The 18,264-nt window shown below is 66.3% G+C and carries 13 protein-coding genes; 8 read left to right on the top strand and 5 right to left on the bottom strand.

The features are described 5' to 3' along the window. Positions 1-29: 29 nt before the first annotated feature. Complete coding sequence (locus tag G3N97_RS13500; protein ID WP_205993669.1) at positions 30-1,268, bottom strand: DNA-binding transcriptional regulator; 1,239 nt, start codon at positions 1,266-1,268, stop codon at positions 30-32. 270 nt (positions 1,269-1,538) lie between these two features. Here G3N97_RS13500 and xylA point away from each other — a divergent pair, with 270 nt between their 5' ends. From xylA to G3N97_RS13465, 7 genes are all read left to right on the top strand, one after another. After that, a complete protein-coding gene (gene xylA, locus G3N97_RS13495) occupies positions 1,539-2,861 on the top strand; it encodes a xylose isomerase (protein WP_205993668.1) in 1,323 nt (440 codons plus the stop codon). A gap of 64 nt (positions 2,862-2,925) precedes the next feature. Beyond that, the gene (gene xylB, locus G3N97_RS13490; protein WP_205993667.1) at positions 2,926-4,416 is read left to right on the top strand and encodes a xylulokinase; all 1,491 of its coding nucleotides are present in this window, start codon (positions 2,926-2,928) and stop codon (positions 4,414-4,416) included. Between the two features lie 201 nt (positions 4,417-4,617). Continuing rightward, on the top strand, positions 4,618-5,646 hold the full coding sequence (gene xylF / locus G3N97_RS13485) for a D-xylose ABC transporter substrate-binding protein (RefSeq protein WP_205993666.1): 1,029 nt from the start codon (positions 4,618-4,620) through the stop codon (positions 5,644-5,646). 123 nt (positions 5,647-5,769) lie between these two features. Next, positions 5,770-7,323 carry a D-xylose ABC transporter ATP-binding protein gene (gene xylG / locus G3N97_RS13480; RefSeq protein WP_205993665.1) on the top strand — a complete coding sequence of 518 codons (1,554 nt, stop codon included), beginning with the start codon at positions 5,770-5,772 and terminating at the stop codon, positions 7,321-7,323. Beyond that, positions 7,320-8,519, top strand: coding sequence for a sugar ABC transporter permease (locus G3N97_RS13475; RefSeq protein WP_176079149.1), 1,200 nt, complete (start codon positions 7,320-7,322; stop codon positions 8,517-8,519). The genes xylG and G3N97_RS13475 overlap by 4 nt, the downstream gene beginning before the upstream one ends. A gap of 226 nt (positions 8,520-8,745) precedes the next feature. Next, a complete protein-coding gene (locus G3N97_RS13470) occupies positions 8,746-9,012 on the top strand; it encodes a hypothetical protein (RefSeq protein WP_205993664.1) in 267 nt (88 codons plus the stop codon). Continuing rightward, positions 8,961-11,819: an AAA family ATPase gene (locus G3N97_RS13465; protein WP_205993663.1), complete on the top strand. Its 2,859-nt coding sequence runs from the start codon at positions 8,961-8,963 to the stop codon at positions 11,817-11,819. Before G3N97_RS13470 ends, G3N97_RS13465 begins: the two co-directional genes overlap by 52 nt. Positions 11,820-11,934: 115 nt before the next feature. Here the strand turns inward: G3N97_RS13465 and G3N97_RS13460 are convergent, their stop codons facing one another. Together G3N97_RS13460 and G3N97_RS13455 are read right to left on the bottom strand one after the other, a co-directional pair. Next, entirely contained in the window at positions 11,935-14,202 is a 2,268-nt protein-coding gene (locus tag G3N97_RS13460; RefSeq protein WP_205993662.1) for an ATP-dependent DNA helicase, read from the bottom strand. After that, positions 14,199-16,022: a VRR-NUC domain-containing protein gene (locus G3N97_RS13455; RefSeq protein ID WP_205993661.1), complete on the bottom strand. Its 1,824-nt coding sequence runs from the start codon at positions 16,020-16,022 to the stop codon at positions 14,199-14,201. Before G3N97_RS13455 ends, G3N97_RS13460 begins: the two co-directional genes overlap by 4 nt. 142 nt (positions 16,023-16,164) lie before the next feature. Here G3N97_RS13455 and G3N97_RS39970 point away from each other — a divergent pair, with 142 nt between their 5' ends. Next, the gene (locus tag G3N97_RS39970; RefSeq protein ID WP_205993660.1) at positions 16,165-16,698 is read left to right on the top strand and encodes a hypothetical protein; all 534 of its coding nucleotides are present in this window, start codon (positions 16,165-16,167) and stop codon (positions 16,696-16,698) included. Between the two features lie 61 nt (positions 16,699-16,759). On the opposite strand, the gene G3N97_RS13445 is transcribed toward G3N97_RS39970, so the two are convergent. Both G3N97_RS13445 and G3N97_RS13440 read right to left on the bottom strand, forming a co-directional pair. After that, a complete protein-coding gene (locus tag G3N97_RS13445) occupies positions 16,760-18,010 on the bottom strand; it encodes a DUF3443 domain-containing protein (protein WP_241030564.1) in 1,251 nt (416 codons plus the stop codon). A 101-nt stretch (positions 18,011-18,111) separates the two neighbouring features. Then, on the bottom strand, positions 18,112-18,264 hold a 153-nt coding region (locus G3N97_RS13440), incomplete at its 5' end, for a DUF2844 domain-containing protein (RefSeq protein ID WP_205993683.1).

Raw genomic sequence — 18,264 nt, 5'->3', positions numbered from 1 at the left:
TGGTGGTGGTCGAGGCGGGCGGACCGTAATCAGCCCGCGGAATGCGTTGAAGGAGCGCCCGCCGATGCCGTTGCGGCAGCGGGCGGCGTCACGCTGTCCTGATACTCGCGCGGCGTGCAGCCGAGCTCGCGCCGGAACACGGCGTACATATATTGCAGCGAAGTAAAGCCGCAGCGGATCGCCACTTCGGCGCTCGCTGCGTCGCGGCTCGCGAGCAGGGCTTTCGCGGCGTCGAGCTTGTGGCGCAGGATTTCCTGGTGGACGGTGCAGTGCAGTTCGCGCCGGAAATACTCTTCGAGCGACGAGCGCGACACGCCCACGTAATCGGCGACCTGTTCGGTCTTGATGCCCTGGCACGCGTACTGGCGGATGAAGTGGCGCGCGCGCATGACGTGCGGGCTCGACAGCGGTTCGTGCCGCGTCGATTCGAGCACGTTGATGCCGACGGGCGGCACCAGAATGCGCCGCCCCGGAAAGCGTGCGCCGCCCAGCATCTGATGCAGCATGTGCGCGGCGGTCTTGCCCATTTCCTCGGTGCCCTGAATCACGGACGACAGCGGAATGCGCGTGAGCGTGCGCGTGAGCGGATCGTTGTCGATGCCGATGATCGCCACCTGCTCGGGCACCGCGATGCCATGCATCAGGCACGCCTGCAGCAACTGACGCGCGCGCGCGTCGGTCACGGCGATCACGCCGACGGGTTTGGGCAGCGCGTTGAGCCAGACGCCCAGTTGTTCGGAAGCCTGATTCCACGACGGCGCGCTGGTCGCGAGACCGCGATAGACCGGCGCATCGACGCCTTCGTCGCGGGCGAGCGCCTGAAACGCGAGTTCGCGCTCCTGCGCCCAGCGGTTTTCCTGCGCGACGGGCAGGCTGTACATCGCCAGATGCGGCAGCCCGGCGCCGATCAGATGCGTCCACGCGAGCGAGACGAGCTTGCGGTTGTCGGTGGCGATATACGGCAGGTCGGCGGGATACTGCGCGGCGTCCTCGAACGACGAGCCCACGGCCACGACCGGCAGCGGGCAGCCTTGCAGCGCCTCGGCGACGGCCGGATCGTCGAAGTCGGCGATGATGCCGTCGCCCTCGAAACGCTCGATGCCCGTGAGGCGGCAGCGGAAATCTTCCTCGAGAAACAGATCCCACGCCACGCGCGTCGAGCGCAGGTAATGGCCGATGCCCGCGATGATCTCGCGGTCGTACACCTTGTTCGCGTTGAAGAGCAGCGCGATCCGATGCGATGTCTGGGAAGCGGGGGCGCGGTTCATGGCGTGTCGCGGGCGTCTGCAAACCGGCGGTTCGCGGGCGCGGCTGTCTCCGTGTCGGGCGCGGCGCACGATGCGCGCGGCGCGGGCTGTTTTAAGTGTCCGGTTATTTTAGGCCCACTGCGGCCCGTGTGCGCGTACGCCGCGCTGCGCTGGCAGGAAACGTTACGCGGCTCGCGCAATTTCGCAATTGCCCGCCTTCGCGCCTCGCGGGCAGTATGGCGTCACATTGCAAGGCGCGTGCCGTTGCGCCGCAACATAACCGGAGACGCCATGTCGTATTTCGAAGCCATTCCCGCGATTCGTTACGAAGGTCCGCAATCGGATAATCCGCTTGCCTATCACCATTACGACCGCACGAAGAAGGTGCTCGGCAAGACGCTCGAAGAGCATCTGCGCATTGCCGCGTGTTACTGGCATTCGTTCGTGTGGCCGGGCGTCGATATCTTCGGGCAGGGCACGTTCAATCGTCCGTGGCAGCAACCGGGCGATGCAATGGAACGCGCGCATCAGAAAGCCGACGCCGCGTTCGAATTCTTCACGAAGCTCGGCGTGCCGTTCTACACCTTCCACGACACCGACGTCGCGCCCGAAGGCAAGGACCTGAAGGACTACACCGAAAACTTCGCGCGTATCGTCGATTACCTCGGCGCGAAGCAGCAGTCGAGCGGCATGAAGCTGCTGTGGGGCACGGCGAATCTGTTTTCGCATCCGCGTTACGCGGGCGGCGCGGCGACGAGCCCGAACCCGGAAGTGTTCGCTTACGCGGCGACGCAGGTGTGCCACGCGCTCGACGCCACGCACAAGCTCGGTGGCGAAAACTACGTGCTGTGGGGCGGCCGCGAAGGTTACGACACGCTGCTGAACACGGACCTCGTGCGCGAGCGCGAGCAGTTCGCGCGCTTTCTCTCGATGGTGGTGGAGCACAAGGAGCGTATCGGCTTCAAGGGCACGCTACTGATCGAGCCGAAACCGCAGGAGCCGACCAAGCATCAATACGATTACGACGTCGCGACCGTGCATGGCTTCCTCACGCAGTACGGACTCCAGAATGAAATCCGCGTGAACATCGAGGCCAATCACGCGACGCTTGCCGGTCACTCGTTCCATCACGAAATCGCGATGGCCTACGCGCTTGGCATCTTCGGCAGCGTGGACGCCAATCGCGGCGATCCGCAAAACGGCTGGGACACCGACCAGTTTCCGAACAGCGTCGAAGAGCTGACGCTGGCGTTCTACGAGATTCTGCGTCACGGCGGCTTTACGACCGGCGGCATGAATTTCGACGCGAAAGTGCGCCGCCAAAGCAGCGATCCGGAAGACATGTTCTACGGTCACGTCGGCGCCATCGACGTGCTCGCGCTCGCACTCGAACGCGCCGCGGTGCTGGTCGAGAACGAGCGTCTCGAACAGTTCAAGCGTCAGCGCTACGCGGGCTGGGACACGGAGTTCGGCCGCAAGATTCTCTCGGGCGGTTTCTCGCTGTCGTCGCTGGCGGCCGACGCGGCTGCGCACGGCGTCAATCCGCAACATGCGAGCGGTCATCAGGAGCGCCTCGAAAACGTCGTCAATCAGGCAATTTACGGCCTGCGCTGAGCGCCGGTGCAGCAAGCGGACGCGCGCCTGCGAGCGCGCGCCGCCAGAATAAAGGATGGAGACAATGTTCATCGGTATCGACCTCGGCACCTCGGGCGTCAAGGCCGTGTTGCTCGATCGCGCGGGCGACGTGCTCGGCACGGCGAGCGCGCCGCTCACGGCAAGCCGTCCGCAGCCGCGCTGGTCCGAGCAGGCGCCTCAGGACTGGTGGCAGGCCACGCGCGCCGCGCTGGGCGCGTTGCTCGACGAAGCGCGCCGCAACGGCATCGACACGGATCGCATCGAAGCGCTCGGCCTCACGGGTCAAATGCATGGCGCGACGCTGCTCGATGCGAACGGCGAGGTGCTGCGTCCTGCGATTCTCTGGAACGACGGCCGCTCGGATGTCGAATGCCGCGAACTCGAACGCGCGGTGCCGGAGTTGCATGCGCTGGCGGGCAATCTGGCGATGCCGGGTTTCACGGCGCCCAAGCTGCTCTGGGTGCGCAAGCACGAACCGGAGATCTTCGCGCGCATCGCGCACGTGTTGCTACCGAAGGACTATTTGCGCTGGCTGCTCACGGGCGTGTTCGCGACCGATCCGTCCGACGCGGCGGGCACGCTCTGGCTCGACGTTGCGAAGCGCGACTATAGCGACACGCTCCTGTCCGCGTGCGGACTCACGCGCGCGCAGATGCCGCAAGTGATCGAAGGGAATCAGGTGACCGGTAAGCTGCGTCCCGAGATTGCACAAGCATTCGGTTTGCGCGAACTACCCGTGGTGGCGGGCGGCGGCGATAACGCGGCGGGCGCGGTCGGCGTCGGCATCGTGCGTCCCGGGGACGCGATGCTCTCGCTCGGAACTTCGGGCGTGTACTTTGCGGTCTCGGACGGCTTTCTCGCGAACCCCGATTCCGCCGTGCACAGCTTCTGCCACGCGCTGCCGCGCACCTGGCATCTGATGTCGGTGATGCTGAACGCGGCGAGCTGCCTCGACTTCACCGCGCAACTCACGCATTACGACAACGTGGGCGCGATGCTCGCCGACGCCGAAGCGCACACGAACGCCGATCTCGACGCGCGCCGTCCGTGGTTTCTGCCGTATCTGAGCGGCGAACGCACGCCGCACAACAATGTCAACGCGAAGGGTGTGTTCTACGGCATGACGCCGCAAACGTCGCGCGCCGATCTCGCGAATGCGACGCTCGAAGGCGTGGGCTTCGCGCTGCTCGACGGCATGGATGCGCTGCACGCGGCGGGGCTCGTGCCCGAGACGATCACGGTGATCGGCGGCGGTTCGCGCAGCGCCTACTGGACGCAGATGCTCGCCGATATCAGCGGTCGCGCGCTCACCTTGCGCGCGGGTGGCGAAGTCGGTCCGGCATTGGGCGCGGCGCGGCTCGCGCATCTCGCGCTCGAACCCGGCGCGGCGCTCGAAACGGTGTGTCCGCAACCACCCGTGCTCGCCGTGCGCGAGCCCGACGCCGCGCGTCATGCGTGGTATCGCGAGGCGCGTCGTCCGACGTTTCGCGCGCTCTACGCCGCGCTCGAACCGGTTTTCGCCACCGGCGCGTGAGACGCACCGGCGACGAAGCGTCCGCGCGGCGAACGTAGCCGCGCGGTTTTCAGCAAGCAAGACCCGCAGTTGCAACGCCGGCAGTCACGTCGTATTTCGCGCAAGCATCGTGCGCGTGCACTTCATCATCAACTACAACGCCATGACGCGCCGTCGCCGCGCAGTGCGCAGCCGGCGCTCGTCATTACCAGGAGTGGAGACATGCAATTCGCCAAACGCCGTTCGGTTCTGGGGTCGCTCGTTTGCGGCGCCGTGCTCGCGAGCCTGTCGCTGGCCGCGCCGCTCGCGCATGCGAGCAAGGATCATCCGGAAATCGGTTTCTGTATCGACGATCTGCGCGTCGAGCGCTGGTCGCGCGATCGCGATTATTTCGTTGCAGCAGCGGAAAAACTCGGCGCGAAAGTGTCGGTGCAATCGGCGGACGCGAGCGAGGAGCGCCAGATCTCGCAGATCGAAAATCTGATTTCGCGCGGCGTCGACGTGATCGTGATCGTGCCGTTCAATTCGAAAACGCTCGGCAACGTCGTGGCCGAAGCGAAGAAGGCGGGCATCAAGGTGGTGTCGTACGACCGCCTGATTCTCGACGCCGACATCGACGCCTATATCTCGTTCGACAACGAAAAGGTGGGCGAGCTGCAGGCGCAGGGCGTGTACAACGCGCAGCCGAAGGGCAACTACTTCCTGCTGGGCGGCGCGCCGACCGACAACAACGCGAAGATGCTGCGCGAAGGCCAGTTGAAGGTGCTCAAGCCCGCGATCGATCGCGGCGACATCAAGGTGGTCGGCCAGCAGTGGGTGCCGGAGTGGAGCGCGTCGACGGCGCTGCGCATCATGGAGGACGCGCTCACGGCGAACAACAACAAGATCGACGCCGTGGTCGCGTCGAACGACGGCACGGCAGGCGGCGCGATCCAGGCGCTGGCCGCGCAGCATCTCGCGGGCAAGGTGCCGGTCTCGGGTCAGGACGCGGATCTCGCGGCGGTCAAGCGTGTGGTGGCCGGTACGCAGACGATGACGGTCTACAAGCCGCTCAAGCTGATCGCGGGCGAAGCGGCCAAGCTCGCCGTCGATCTCGCGAAGGGCCAGAAACCCGCCTATAACGCGCAATACGACAACGGCAAGAAGAAGGTCGAAACGGTGCTGCTGCAACCGACGCTGCTCACGAAGAGCAATGTCGACGTGGTCGTGAAGGACGGCTTCTATACGCAGGCGCAACTGGCCAGCCAGTAAGCGTTGCCAGCAGGCAGTGCAGAGTCCCGCGCGCGGCGTGCTAATGCGTCGCGCGCGGGCGCAGCGAGCGCAGTCGTCGCGCTCGCTCGAACCGGCGGACCTCGACAGACTGGCGCATAGCGTATGACCGAACCCTTGCTGACGATGCGCGGCATCGTCAAATCCTTCGCGGGCGTCAAGGCGCTCGACGGCATCGACCTGACCGTGCGGCCCGGCGAATGCGTCGGCCTGTGCGGCGAAAACGGCGCGGGCAAATCCACGCTGATGAAAGTGCTCTCGGGCGTGTATCCGCATGGCACCTGGAGCGGCGAAATCCGCTGGGAAGGCGCACCGCTCGAAGCGCACAGCGTGCGCGACACCGAACGCGCGGGCATCGTCATCATCCATCAGGAACTGATGCTCGTGCCGGAATTGTCGGTGGCCGAGAACATCTTTCTCGGCAATGAAATCACGTTGCCCGGCGGCCGCATGAATTACGCGGCGATGTACCGGCGCGCGGATGAATTGCTGCGCGAACTGAACATCGACGCCATCAACGTCGCCCAGCCGGTGATGAACTACGGCGGCGGCCATCAGCAATTGATCGAAATTGCGAAAGCGCTGAACAAGCGCGCGAAGCTGCTGATTCTCGACGAGCCGTCGTCATCGCTCACGGCGGCGGAGACGAAGATCCTGCTCGACATCGTGCGCGATCTGAAGCGTCGCGGCGTGGCTTGCGTGTACATCTCGCACAAGCTCGACGAAGTCGAAGCGGTCTGCGATACGGTGAGCGTGATCCGCGACGGCAAGCACGTGGCGACCGAGCCGATGGCCTCGCTCACGACCGACCGCGTGATCGCGATGATGGTGGGTCGCGAGATCAAGAATCTTTTTCCGCGCGAGCCGCACGACATCGGCGAGGTGGTGTTCGAAGCGCGCAACGTGACCTGCTACGACGTGACCAATCCGCGCCGCAAACGCGTGGACGACGTCTCGTTCTCGGTGCGGCGCGGCGAGATACTCGGCGTGGCCGGGCTCGTGGGCGCGGGGCGCACGGAGACCATGCAGGCGATTTTCGGCGCGTATGCGGGGGCGTGTTCGGCGACCGTGGTGCTCGAAGGCAAGACGCTCAGGATCGGTTCGCCGCTCGATGCGATTCGCGCGGGCATCGCCATGGTGCCGGAGGATCGCAAGCGTCACGGCATCGTGCCGCAACTGGGCGTGGGCCACAACATCACGCTCTCGGTGCTGGAGCGCTTTTCGAAGCGCGGACGCATCGACACCGCGGCCGAACTCGACACGATCCGCACCGAAATGCAGCGCCTTTCGGTGCGCGCGGCTAATCCCATGCTGTCGATCGCGAGTCTTTCCGGAGGCAATCAGCAGAAGGCCGTGCTCACCAAGATGTTGCTGACCGATCCGAAAGTGCTGATCCTCGACGAGCCCACGCGCGGCGTGGACGTCGGCGCGAAGTACGAGATCTACAAGCTCATGTTCCAGCTCGCGAAGCGCGGCGTGGCCATCGTGATGGTGTCGTCGGAACTGCCGGAAGTGCTCGGCGTGAGCGATCGCGTGCTGGTGATCGGCGAGGGCGAATTGCGCGGCGATTTCGTCAACGAAGGTCTCACGCAGGAACACATTCTCGGCGCCGCGATTCAGAGCGCGCGCGCCCAACCCATTGCAGAGAGTGCAGCATGACCCCAGACGTCACGACCCCCGCCGCGCGCGATGACCAGTTGCCCGGAGGCAGCGGACTCGGCCTGCGCTTTCAGCAACTGTTCGCGCGCTACAAGATTCTCGCCTTGCTGCTCGCCGTCGCGGCGATCTGGGTGTTCTTCTCGGTGCTCACGCACGGCGCGTTCGTCACGCCGCGCAACGTCTCGAACCTGCTGCGGCAGATGTCGATCACCGGCATGCTCGCATGCGGGATGGTGTTCGTCATCATCGCGGGCGAGATCGATTTGTCGGTGGGCTCACTGCTCGGTCTGCTCGGCGGCGTGGCGGCGATCCTTGACGTGAACCGTCACTGGCCGATCGGCGCGACCGTGCCCGTGGTGCTCGCGCTCGGCGTGCTGATCGGGCTCTTCAACGGCTGGTGGTCGACGTATCGGCGCGTGCCGTCGTTTATCGTCGGTCTCGGCGGCATGCTGGCGTTTCGCGGCGTGCTGCTCGGCATTACCGGCGGCTCGACGATTGCACCTGTTTCGGATTCCTTCGTATTTATCGGGCAAGGTTATTTGCCGCGCGTGGCGGGCGATGTCATCGCGTTCGCGCTGTTCGTGCTGCTGGCGGTGCTCACCGTGCGTCAGCGTGCGAATCGCCGGCGTTATCAGTTGAGCGTGGTGCCGCTCTGGCAGGACGCGGTGAAGATCGTCGGCGCGGGCGCGATCGTGCTGGCCTTTGTGCTGATGCTCGACAGCTACGGCGGCATTCCCGTGCCGGTGCTGCTGCTGCTCGCGCTGCTCGGCATCTTCACATGGGTGGCGACGCAGACGGTGTTCGGCCGGCGCATCTACGCAGTCGGTTCGAATCTCGAAGCGACGCGTCTTTCGGGTGTCAACACGAATCGCGTGAAGCTCGCCATCTTCGCGCTGATGGGCCTCATGTGCGCCGTCGCGGGCATGGTCAACACGGCGCGGCTCGCGGCGGGCTCGCCGTCCGCGGGCACGATGGGCGAACTCGATGCGATCGCGGCGTGCTTCATCGGCGGCACCTCGATGCGCGGCGGTTCGGGCACGGTCTATGGCGCGCTGATCGGCGCACTCGTGATGGCGAGTCTCGACAACGGCATGTCGATGCTCGATGTGGACGCGTACTGGCAGATGATCGTGAAGGGCGGCATTCTCGTGCTCGCCGTGTGGGTGGACGTGGTGTCAGGATCGAATCGTCGCTGATGAAATCGCAGACGATAACAAACGTGGTTTTCGTCACATGAAGTCGGCATCGACCATGTGACGAACGTGCGGTAAACGCATTGAAAATGAACGGGCGGACCATCTGTGCCGCCCGTTTTCTTTTATCGGTGTCACGCGTCTTTCATGAAGCAATTGCCGCAGGCATGATGAACGCAGCCGTGTGCGGTCGCGCGATCTATTGCACGGCGCGCAGCAATGCGTGCGCATGATGCAGCTTCGATACATGCCGCCAGGAATCCTGCCACAATCGATTCGTCGTGTGCCTCTGGCGCGTTACTTACGCCGCGCGCCGGCCATCTTCGTCAAGGTGTTGCGCGCCTCGCGCGACATCGCCGCTCTGTCACTTTTCCGGCGCAACCCGCGTTGCGTCGTGCCGTTCCGCGCGCTGCGGCACGGCGCCGAACAGGAGACAAGTCCGCCATGCCTACCCTCTGCGAAATCTGCAATGCGCGACCCGCTGTCGCGCGTGTGACCGTCGTGCAAAACGGCGAGCGCAAGTCGATGTCGATCTGCGACTACGACTATCGCCAGCTGATGCGCCATCAAAGCATGCTCAATCCGTTCGATTCGCTACTGGGCGGCGGCGGTTTGTCGCGCTTCTTCGGCGGCATGGAAGGCGGCGGCCACGATGTCGACGACGATCAGGGCTTTTCCGCAGAAGTGCCGCGCGAGTCGGTCGATGCCACCGATGCCTTCAGCGAACAGACGCTCGAAATTCTCCAGCGCGCCGCCGAGAAGGCGCACGAATTGCGCCGCACCGAACTCGACACCGAGCACCTGCTTTACGTGCTCGCCGACACCGACGTGTGCGCGGCGCTGCTCAAGGAACTCAAACTCTCGCCGCAGGACATCAAGGGCTATATCGACGCGCACGCGCAAAAAGGCACTGCGCCCGAAGACGCCGCCATCGACAAGATGACGATCTCGCCGCGCCTGAAGAAGGCGTTTCAATTTGCGTTTCAGGCGTCGCGCGATCTCGGGCATTCATACGTCGGTCCCGAGCATTTGTTGATTGGTCTTGCGGCGGTGCCCGACAGCATCGCGGGCACGCTGCTCAAGAAGTACGGCGTGACACCCGAGGCGCTGCGCCAGAAAGTGGTGAAGGTGGTCGGCAAGGGCGCGGAAGACGGTCGCGTGGATGCGCCCACGAACACGCCCACGCTCGACAAGTTCGGCCGCGATCTCACGGCGATGGCGCGGCAGGGCAAGCTCGATCCGGTGCTGGGCCGCGCGCAGGAAATCGAGAACACGATCGAGGTGCTTGCGCGCCGCAAGAAGAATAATCCGGTGCTGATCGGCGAGCCTGGCGTGGGCAAAACCGCGATCGTCGAAGGGCTTGCGCAGCGCATCGTGAACGGCGACGTGCCGGAGGTGTTGCGCGGTAAACGGCTCGTCGAGGTCAACATCAATTCGATGGTTGCGGGCGCGAAGTATCGCGGCGAATTCGAGGAGCGCGCCAAGCAGTTGATCGACGAAGTGACCGCGAAGAACGACGAGCTGATTCTCTTTATCGACGAACTGCATACCATCGTCGGTGCGGGGCAGGGCGGCGGCGAAGGCGGGCTCGATATCGCGAACGTGCTCAAGCCCGCGCTCGCGCGCGGCGAGCTGAGCCTGATCGGCGCGACTACGCTCAACGAGTATCAGAAGTACATCGAGAAGGACGCGGCGCTCGAACGGCGCTTTCAACCCGTGCTGGTGCCCGAGCCCACGGTCGAGCAGACCATCGTGATCTTGCGCGGCTTGCGCGACAAACTGGAAGCGCACCATCAGGTCACGTTCGCCGACGACGCCTTCGTGGCCGCCGCCGAATTGTCGGACCGTTATATCACCTCGCGTTTCCTGCCCGACAAGGCGATCGACCTGATCGATCAGGCGGCCGCGCGCGTGCGGATCGGCGCGACTTCGCGGCCCGCCGATATCCAGGAACTCGAAGCGGAAATCGTGCAGCTCAAACGCGAGCAGGACTATGCGTCCTCGCGCAAGCGCTACGACGAAGCGAAGAATTTCGAGGAACGCATCAAGGAAAAGCAGGCGAAGCTCGACGATCTCACCGAGGCCTGGCAGCGCAAGACCGGTTCGGAAACGCTCGAAGTGACGGTGGCGTCGATCGCGGAAGTCGTGTCGCGCCTGACCGGCATTCCGGTCGCCGATCTCACGCAGGAAGAGCGCCAGAAGCTGCTCAAGATGGAAGAGACGCTGCGCGAGCGCGTGGTCGGACAGAGCGACGCGGTGGTGGCCGTGAGCGATGCGGTGCGTCTGTCGCGCGCGGGGCTCGGCCAAGAGCATCGGCCGATTGCCACCTTCCTGTTTCTCGGGCCGACGGGCGTCGGCAAGACCGAACTCGCGAAGGCGCTGGCCGAAACCGTGTTCGGCGACGAGCAGGCGATCGTGCGCATCGACATGAGCGAGTACATGGAGCGGCACGCGGTCGCGCGGCTGATTGGTGCGCCGCCGGGCTACGTGGGCTACGACGAGGGCGGGCAACTGACCGAGCGCGTGCGGCGGCGGCCGTACTGCGTGATTCTGCTCGACGAGATCGAGAAGGCGCACCCCGACGTCTATAACGTGCTGCTACAGGTGTTCGACGACGGCCGCCTCACCGACGGCAAGGGTCGCGTCGTGGACTTCAGCAATACGATCATCATCGCCACGAGCAATCTGGGCGCGCAGATCATCATGGAGAATCTGGAGCAGCCCGAGGCGAAGCGCAAGAACGACAAGGAAGTGCGCGGCGAATTGATGAAAGTGCTCAAGGGCCATTTCCGTCCCGAGTTCCTCAATCGCATCGACGAGATCATCGTTTTCCATGCGCTCTCGAAGGACAACATCCGCAATATCGTGCAGATCCAGCTCGATCGCGTGACGCGCACGGCGGCGGCGCAGGGCATCACGCTGAAGATGAGCGCGGCGCTCGTCGATCATCTGGTGGAGGTGGGATATCAACCGGAATTCGGCGCGCGCGAACTCAAGCGGCAGATTCGCCAGGAGGTGGAAACGCGGCTCGCGAAGGAGATACTCGGCGACGCGCTGCAATCGGGCGATACGGTCGAACTCGGCTACGATCCGAGCGCCGAAGAAGTCACCATCAACAAGATCGCGGTGCCGCCCGATGTGAAGGAAGGCAAGGGCGCGAAAAAGGCGAAGGGCGACGGCAAGGCCGCGAAACTCGACGTCAAGGAAGTCGCGCCGGAGATTGCCGCCGATGATGCCGAGGGCGATCCGCCGCCACCGTCGAAGAAGAACGGCAAGGGCGCGGGCAAGTCGAAATCGGCGTGATTGTTGTGATTGGCGTGATCGACGTGCGCTAGAGGCGCTCGCGTGGAAACTGGCGTCGCGTGCGGCGCCAGTTTTTTATCGTCGGCAGATAGTTCGGCATGCTGATGAATGGCGTTTAGCCGACTTCCCACCAGGCAGGCAGCAGCGCGCGCACGTCGGGCTGCGCAAAGCGGTCGTCGAGCAGATGCACCACGCCGCTGTCGCGCTCGGTGCGGATCACGCGGCCGGCAGCCTGCACGACCTTGCGCAGACCGGGAATCAGATAGGTGTAGTCGAAGCCTGCGCCGTAGAGCGCGTCCATGCGCGCGCGGATCGCTTCGTTCACGGGGTTCACCTGCGGCATGCCGAGCGTGGCGATGAAGGTGCCGATCAGCCGCGTCCCGGGCAGGTCGATTCCTTCGCCAAACGCGCCGCCGAGCACCGCGAAGCCCACGCCGCTGCCGCCTTCCACGAAGCGCGCGACGAAGTCCTGCTGCTGCGCTTCGTCCATCGTGCGCGACTGCATCCACACCGGCACATGAGGATGACGCGCGACGAAGGCATCGGCGGCGCTTTGCAGATACGCGTAGCTGCTGAAGAAACACAGATAGTTGCCCGGGCGCTGCGCATATTGCGCGGCGACGCGCGCGACCAGCGCGTCGAGCGAGCGCTCGCGGTCCTTGTAGCGCGTGGAAATGTCGCGCGCGATCTGCACGTCGAGTTGCTCGGCGCGAAATGGCGTGCCGATCTCGACGTTCACCGTATTCGCGGGCAGACCGAGCATGTCGGCGTAATAGTGCGTCGGCGCGAGCGTGGCCGAAAACAGCGTGACGCTATGTGCGGCCGCCACACGTGGGCGCAACGCGCCCGCGGGCACGATGTTGCGGATGCAGAGCGCGGAGCGCGTGCGCTTCGCGTTGCTCGCGGCGGGCAGCGGCGTGACATCGAAGATCGAATACTGATCGAAGCGCTCGGCGATGCGCACGAAATGCAGCGAGTCGAAGTAGAAGCGTTCGAGTTCGGGATCGCGCACGAGCGCGGGTTCCGCGAGTTGATCGCCGATCGCGCCGATCACGTCGCCGAGCGCGGCGATGAGGCCGTCGGGCAATGCGTCACTCGCGCGCCACGCGTGCGGCTGCACGGCGTTTTCGGCGTTCCATTGGCGCGTGAGGCGGGTGAGCGCGCGCTTGACCGGCGCGCTCGCGCCGCGCTTCACGGCGTCGAGTCGCGTCTGCATGAGCTCCGCCGAGTACATCGCGCGCGCGCGTTCGGGCAGGTTGTGCGCTTCGTCGACGAGCAGGCTCGCGCGCCATTGATTGTGCGCGGCGAGCATGAACAGCATGGCGCTCACGTCGAAGTAGTAGTTGTAGTCGCCGACGATCACGTCGCTCCAGCGCGCGAGTTCCTGTCCGAGATAATACGGACAGACCGCGTGATCGCGCGCGACGTCGCGCAGTGTGGCGCGATCGAGCCGCACGCGTGCGAGCGCCGCCGAGCGCGCGGCCGGCAGGCGGTCGTAGAAGCCGCGCGCGAGTGGACACGATTCGCCATGACACGCGAGTTCGGGATGCTCGCAGGCCTTGTCGCGCGCGACGAGTTCGAGCACGCGCAGCGGCAGCGGTGTTTCGTCTTGCGTGCGCGTCAGCGTCGCGAGTGCATCGAGCGCGAGCTGGCGTCCCGAACTTTTTGCGCTCAGAAACAGCACCTTGTCGATGCCCGCGCGCGGACACGCCTTCAATTGTGGAAACAGCGTGCCGATCGTCTTGCCGATGCCGGTCGGCGCTTGCGCCAGCAGGCAGCGCGCTTGTGTGGCCGCGCGCCAGACGGCTTCGGCGAGATCGCGCTGACCGTGACGGAAGTCCGCGTGCGGCAGTTGCAGCGCGGCGAGCGCCGCGTCGCGCGCGCTGCGATGCGCGCTTTCCTGTTCGGCCCACGCGGAAAATCGCGCGCACTGCGACTCGAATGCGCTGCGCAAGTCGGCGGCGCTCGCGTGTTCGGTGAGCGCGGTTTCGCGGCCCGAGGTGATGTCGTAGTAGACGAGCGCGAGTTCGATCGTGTCGAGCGCCAGCTTTTCGCACATCAGCGCGCCATAGACGCGCAGTTGCGCCCAGTGCAGCGCGCGCTGGTTTTCGCGCATGGCGTCGAGATCGCCGCGATAGGTCTTGAACTCTTCGAGTCGGCGTTGCGCGGGATCGTAGCCGTCGGCGCGGCCGCGCACGGTCAGCGTGCCGACGGTGCCGGTGAGCGCGATTTCGGTTTCGTAGCCGGACGGGCGGCGCGCGGCGATGGCGGCGTGTCCGGCGCGGCCTTCGCTCGCGTCGGGCGAAGGCGTGAAGCGCAGGTCGAGGTCGCCGCGCTTCGCGGTGAATTCGCAGAGCGTGCGCACGGCGACGGTGTAGCTCATCGCGTCGTTTCCGGATGGGACGCGAGCGTGCCGCTATCGCTTTCTTCGTGCTCGTCGCTTTGTTCTCTATCTTCGCTGGCCCAGCGCGCCTGCAGCACCGTGACGGGCATGCCGTGCGACGCGCAATAGGCGAGCCAGCGGCGCTGGTTGTCCTGCAGGCGATCGCCGGGACCTTTCACCTCGATCAGCTCGTAGCGGCGCTCGCGCGGCCAGAAGCGCACGAGGTCGGGCAGACCCGAGCGGTTGGCGGCGGGTTCGCGCAACAGACGCTCGAACCACAGACGCAGATGTGCGGCCGGAAAGCAGTCGAGTGCGAGCGTGAGCAGCGTGTCGTCGAGCGCGGGCCACGCGACGTAGGGCGACTGGATGCCGTATTTCTCGCCGAAGCGGGCGAGGATGGTCTCGCGGTAGCGGCCGTCGTCGAGTTCGGCGAGGCAGGCCGCGAAGCGCTCGGCGCGGCGCGCGACGAAGTCGGCGGCATGCAGGTCGGCGGGGCCGCGCTGGAACGGGTGGAAGAACGCGCCCGGTAGCGGCGCGAACAGCGCGGGCCAGCAGAGCAGGCCGAACAGGCTGTTGATCAGCGTGTTCTCGACGTAGAACACGGGCGCGTCGTCGGTGCTGAGCGCGAGTCGCGATGCTTCTTCCACGCGCAGATCCGCCCACGCGGCGGGCAAGGTCAGCGAGAGAGTCGCGTGCGTGGGCGCGTCGTGGTCCGGTTGGCTTGCGTGTTTTTTTGCGCGTGTGCGCAGCAGGCGTCCGAGCGTGCGCGCCGCGCGTTGCGCCTCTTCCTCGTTCGCCGGCGCGGCGGCAATCGTCTGGGCGAGCGCCACGGCTTCGTCGCGGCGCGCGAGTTGTTCGAGCACGCGCACGCGACGGTAACGCGACTCCGGATGCGCGCTCTCCACGTAGGCGCGCCACGCGAGCTCGGCTTCGCTGGCGCGCTCGGCGGCGAGCCCCACGGCGTGGCGCAGACGGTCGTGACGCGCGCGCAGCCACGCATTGCCGTGCGTGCGCGGCGCGAGGGCGTCGAGCGTATCGAGCGCGCACGCGAGGCCCGCGACAGGGTCGTCGGCGAGATCGAGCGCTTCGCGGCAGTCGCGCAGGGCGAGATACGCGTCGATGTCGGCGCGCTGCTGGAACGCGCGCGACGCCGCGTCGAGCGGCACCTGCTCGTAACGGTAGACGCCCAGATCGGCGAGCACGAACTCGGTCCAGTCCTGGCGCAGATTGCCGAAGAACATCAGGCGCAGACGCTCGCACAGCGGCGCGGCGTTGAAGCGGAAAACGGCGTCGGCGGAGGCGGGGAACCACGCGGCCCATTCGCGTGCGTCGGGCGCGAGCGTTTCGAGCGCGGCAAGCGTGGCGGCGCGCGTGGCGCTGCGTTTGTCGAGCGCCTGGAGCGCTTGCAAGGCGGCTGTGTGCGAGGGCGCGTCGGCGGTGTCGGTTGCATCGGCTTCATCGACGACTTGCGCAAGATGCGCAGCCAGCGCCTGCAATTCCGCCTTCGTGACGATCGCCGCGAGCGCATCGAAAGCGAGCACGGGCGCGCCGTCGAGCCAGCCGCCCGCGACCAGTAGCGCAGCCGCCGCGCGCGGGCAGCCGATTTCGGCGTAATCGAGCTTGCTGGCGCGGAAATCCGGCCCCTTGCGCATCAGCATGCGGACGAACAGCGCACGCGAGGCGCGCGGCAGGGCGACGAAATCGCGCAGGAAGCGGCGTTCCCCGTCGTCGAAGAGGTCGGCGCAGCGCGCGTCGAGCCAGCCGAGCGCACGCTCGAAGTTCGCGAGGTAATAGAACGGATCGGGGGAGTCGGGAAGCACGCGCGGCACTGTACGGATATACAGCAGCGATGATAGCAGGCCCGCGCCGCCGCGCATCGCTTCGACGGAGGGCGCGGCCTACCGTAGGCTACAATTGCCGCAGCCTGAAAACCGAACCGCGCTTCGAGCGCATGAAAGAGCGATGAATAAACGGAATGTCAGCCTCGTCGGCCTTGCGGCCGGCGTTACCCTGCTCGCGGGATGCGTCGCGCAGTACCAGAATCCGGGCGCCTGCGAGCAGGAGATGCGCACGCGGCTGACCCAGACGTCGCTGGGTGAACTCTCCGTCACGCATACCGCCGTGGCGTATCGCGGCGAACGCGTGGTGATCGAAGGGCATCTCGAACGCGGTGCGTTGCCGGCGTCGGAGGCGGTCGCTGCGTCGGCGGCTGTGGCGGCGAGCGGGGCGCATGCGGCTACGGGTGCTTCGAGTGCGGCGGTGGCGTCGGCGGCTTCGGCCGCGTCGGGCGCTTCGTCGACGCATGCGGCGGAAGCCAAGCCGTCCACGCCCGTCGAGCTGATCGCGCGGAAACTCGGCCTGCACAAGACGCCGCCCACGGCCACCGCCGCCGAGTGCACCTACGATCACACCGGCAGCCTCACGTCGTTCCACTGGCTCGCGCCGGCCGCGCTCGTGAAGACCACGCCGGCTTCCGACGCCAGCGCGCAAGACTAAGCACGTTTTCGTCCATCATGACGAGGCGCGCCGCGCGCGCCTCGCTCCGTTTCCCCCGTCATCAGAACGCGAAATACGGTCCCGCGCCCACCGGCGTCGCCTGGGCCTCGATCGCCGTATAGACGCGCTTGCCGAAGAAAAACGGCAGACCCCATCCGAACGCATTGCCGTTGTAGCCCGCCAGATTCGCGAACGCCCAGTTGCCGCTCGCGAAGAGCGTCTGCGCGCTGTCGATCGAAAGCGCGGCGGGCGCGCCGGTGCCGTCGATGCCCTTGATCGTCGCGCTGAGACTTTGCGGCGACGACGGGCAGTACCAGACGCCGCAGCGCGTGAGCGTCGCGTTGGCGAAGAAGAGCCCGTTCGAGCCGCTGTCCAGATAGCTTTGCGCGTAGACGCTGCCGTCCGATGTCGTGGTCGAGACGAAGCCGGTCACCGTGTTCGCGCGTAGCACCGTCGCGCCGCCGAGCGCGTTGTTCGACTGCGAGCCGATGCCGAAGATCAGCGATCCGGACACGCTTGATGCGCCGGTCGCGGCCACGGCGGGCAGGTCGAGCACGACGCCGTTGTTGTCGGTGGCGAAAGCGGCGACGGGGTTGCGCACCTGCTGCGCGAGCGGCTGCGCGCTGGCCGCGCAAGTGCCCGACGCGCACGCGTAGTACCACGATCCCGACGCCTGATTGACGCACGACGCGCCGCAGTCGGCATCGAACGGACCGACGCCGAGGATGCCGTTCGCGCGCAGCGTCGCGGGCGTCAACATCGCGAGGCCGCGGCCCTGGCAGGCGCTCGGTGTTGCGGGGACGGCTGCGTCGGCGATCACCTGGATCGGCAGCGCGGACGCCACTTCGCCCGCGAGCCGCACGTCGGCGCTGCGCACGGCGCCCCAGGTATAGCCGCTGCCGAAGCCCGCGCATTCGCCCGCGATGGCCTGGCCGCTGCCCGCCGACACCGCAGGCAGATTCAGTCCGGCGGGCAGCGCGGATGCGAGCAGCCGCAGGCCTTGCGAACCAGTATCCACCTGCACGTTGCCGATGGTCGCGCAGGTGCTGGTGCCCGGCACGCAGACGGTCACGGTCGTGGTGAGCATGTTGCGCGTCGAGCTGGGCGTGGCCGCGACGCTCACGGGATGCACGTTGGGCGTGCTCGAAGGCGGCACGCTCGTGTTGCTCGTATTGCTCGTGTTCGGTGCGGGCGTGGCCGCGGGTTGGACGGCGGTGGGCGCGGCGCTCGCGCTGGGGGCGGGCGGACTGCCCGCGCTGTTGCCTCCTCCATCGCCGCCTCCGCCGCCGCACGCGGTCAGCGTGACGCTCATGACGAGCCCAACGACGCTCGCGCAAGCGAGCAGGCGCACGAGGCGCACGAGGAGGCCGGAAGACGCAGACGCTCGTGCCCGAGCCAGACGTTGATGTGCGTTCATTGCAGCGTCCTCTCGGTGATGCCGACGGGCAACGCGCCGGGCAGCCACGCGCGCCCGACGTAACCGCGCATGTGACCGCCGGTTTCGACGATGACCGATGGCGTTTCCACGCGCGCGGCGTGCAGTTCGTCGCCGCCGGCGGCGTGCAA

This window comes from Paraburkholderia sp. Ac-20347, assembly GCF_017104805.1.
Taxonomy (GTDB): domain Bacteria; phylum Pseudomonadota; class Gammaproteobacteria; order Burkholderiales; family Burkholderiaceae; genus Paraburkholderia; species Paraburkholderia tropica.
Note: the sequence above shows the minus strand (reverse complement) of the source record. Positions and strands in the feature narration are given on the sequence as shown.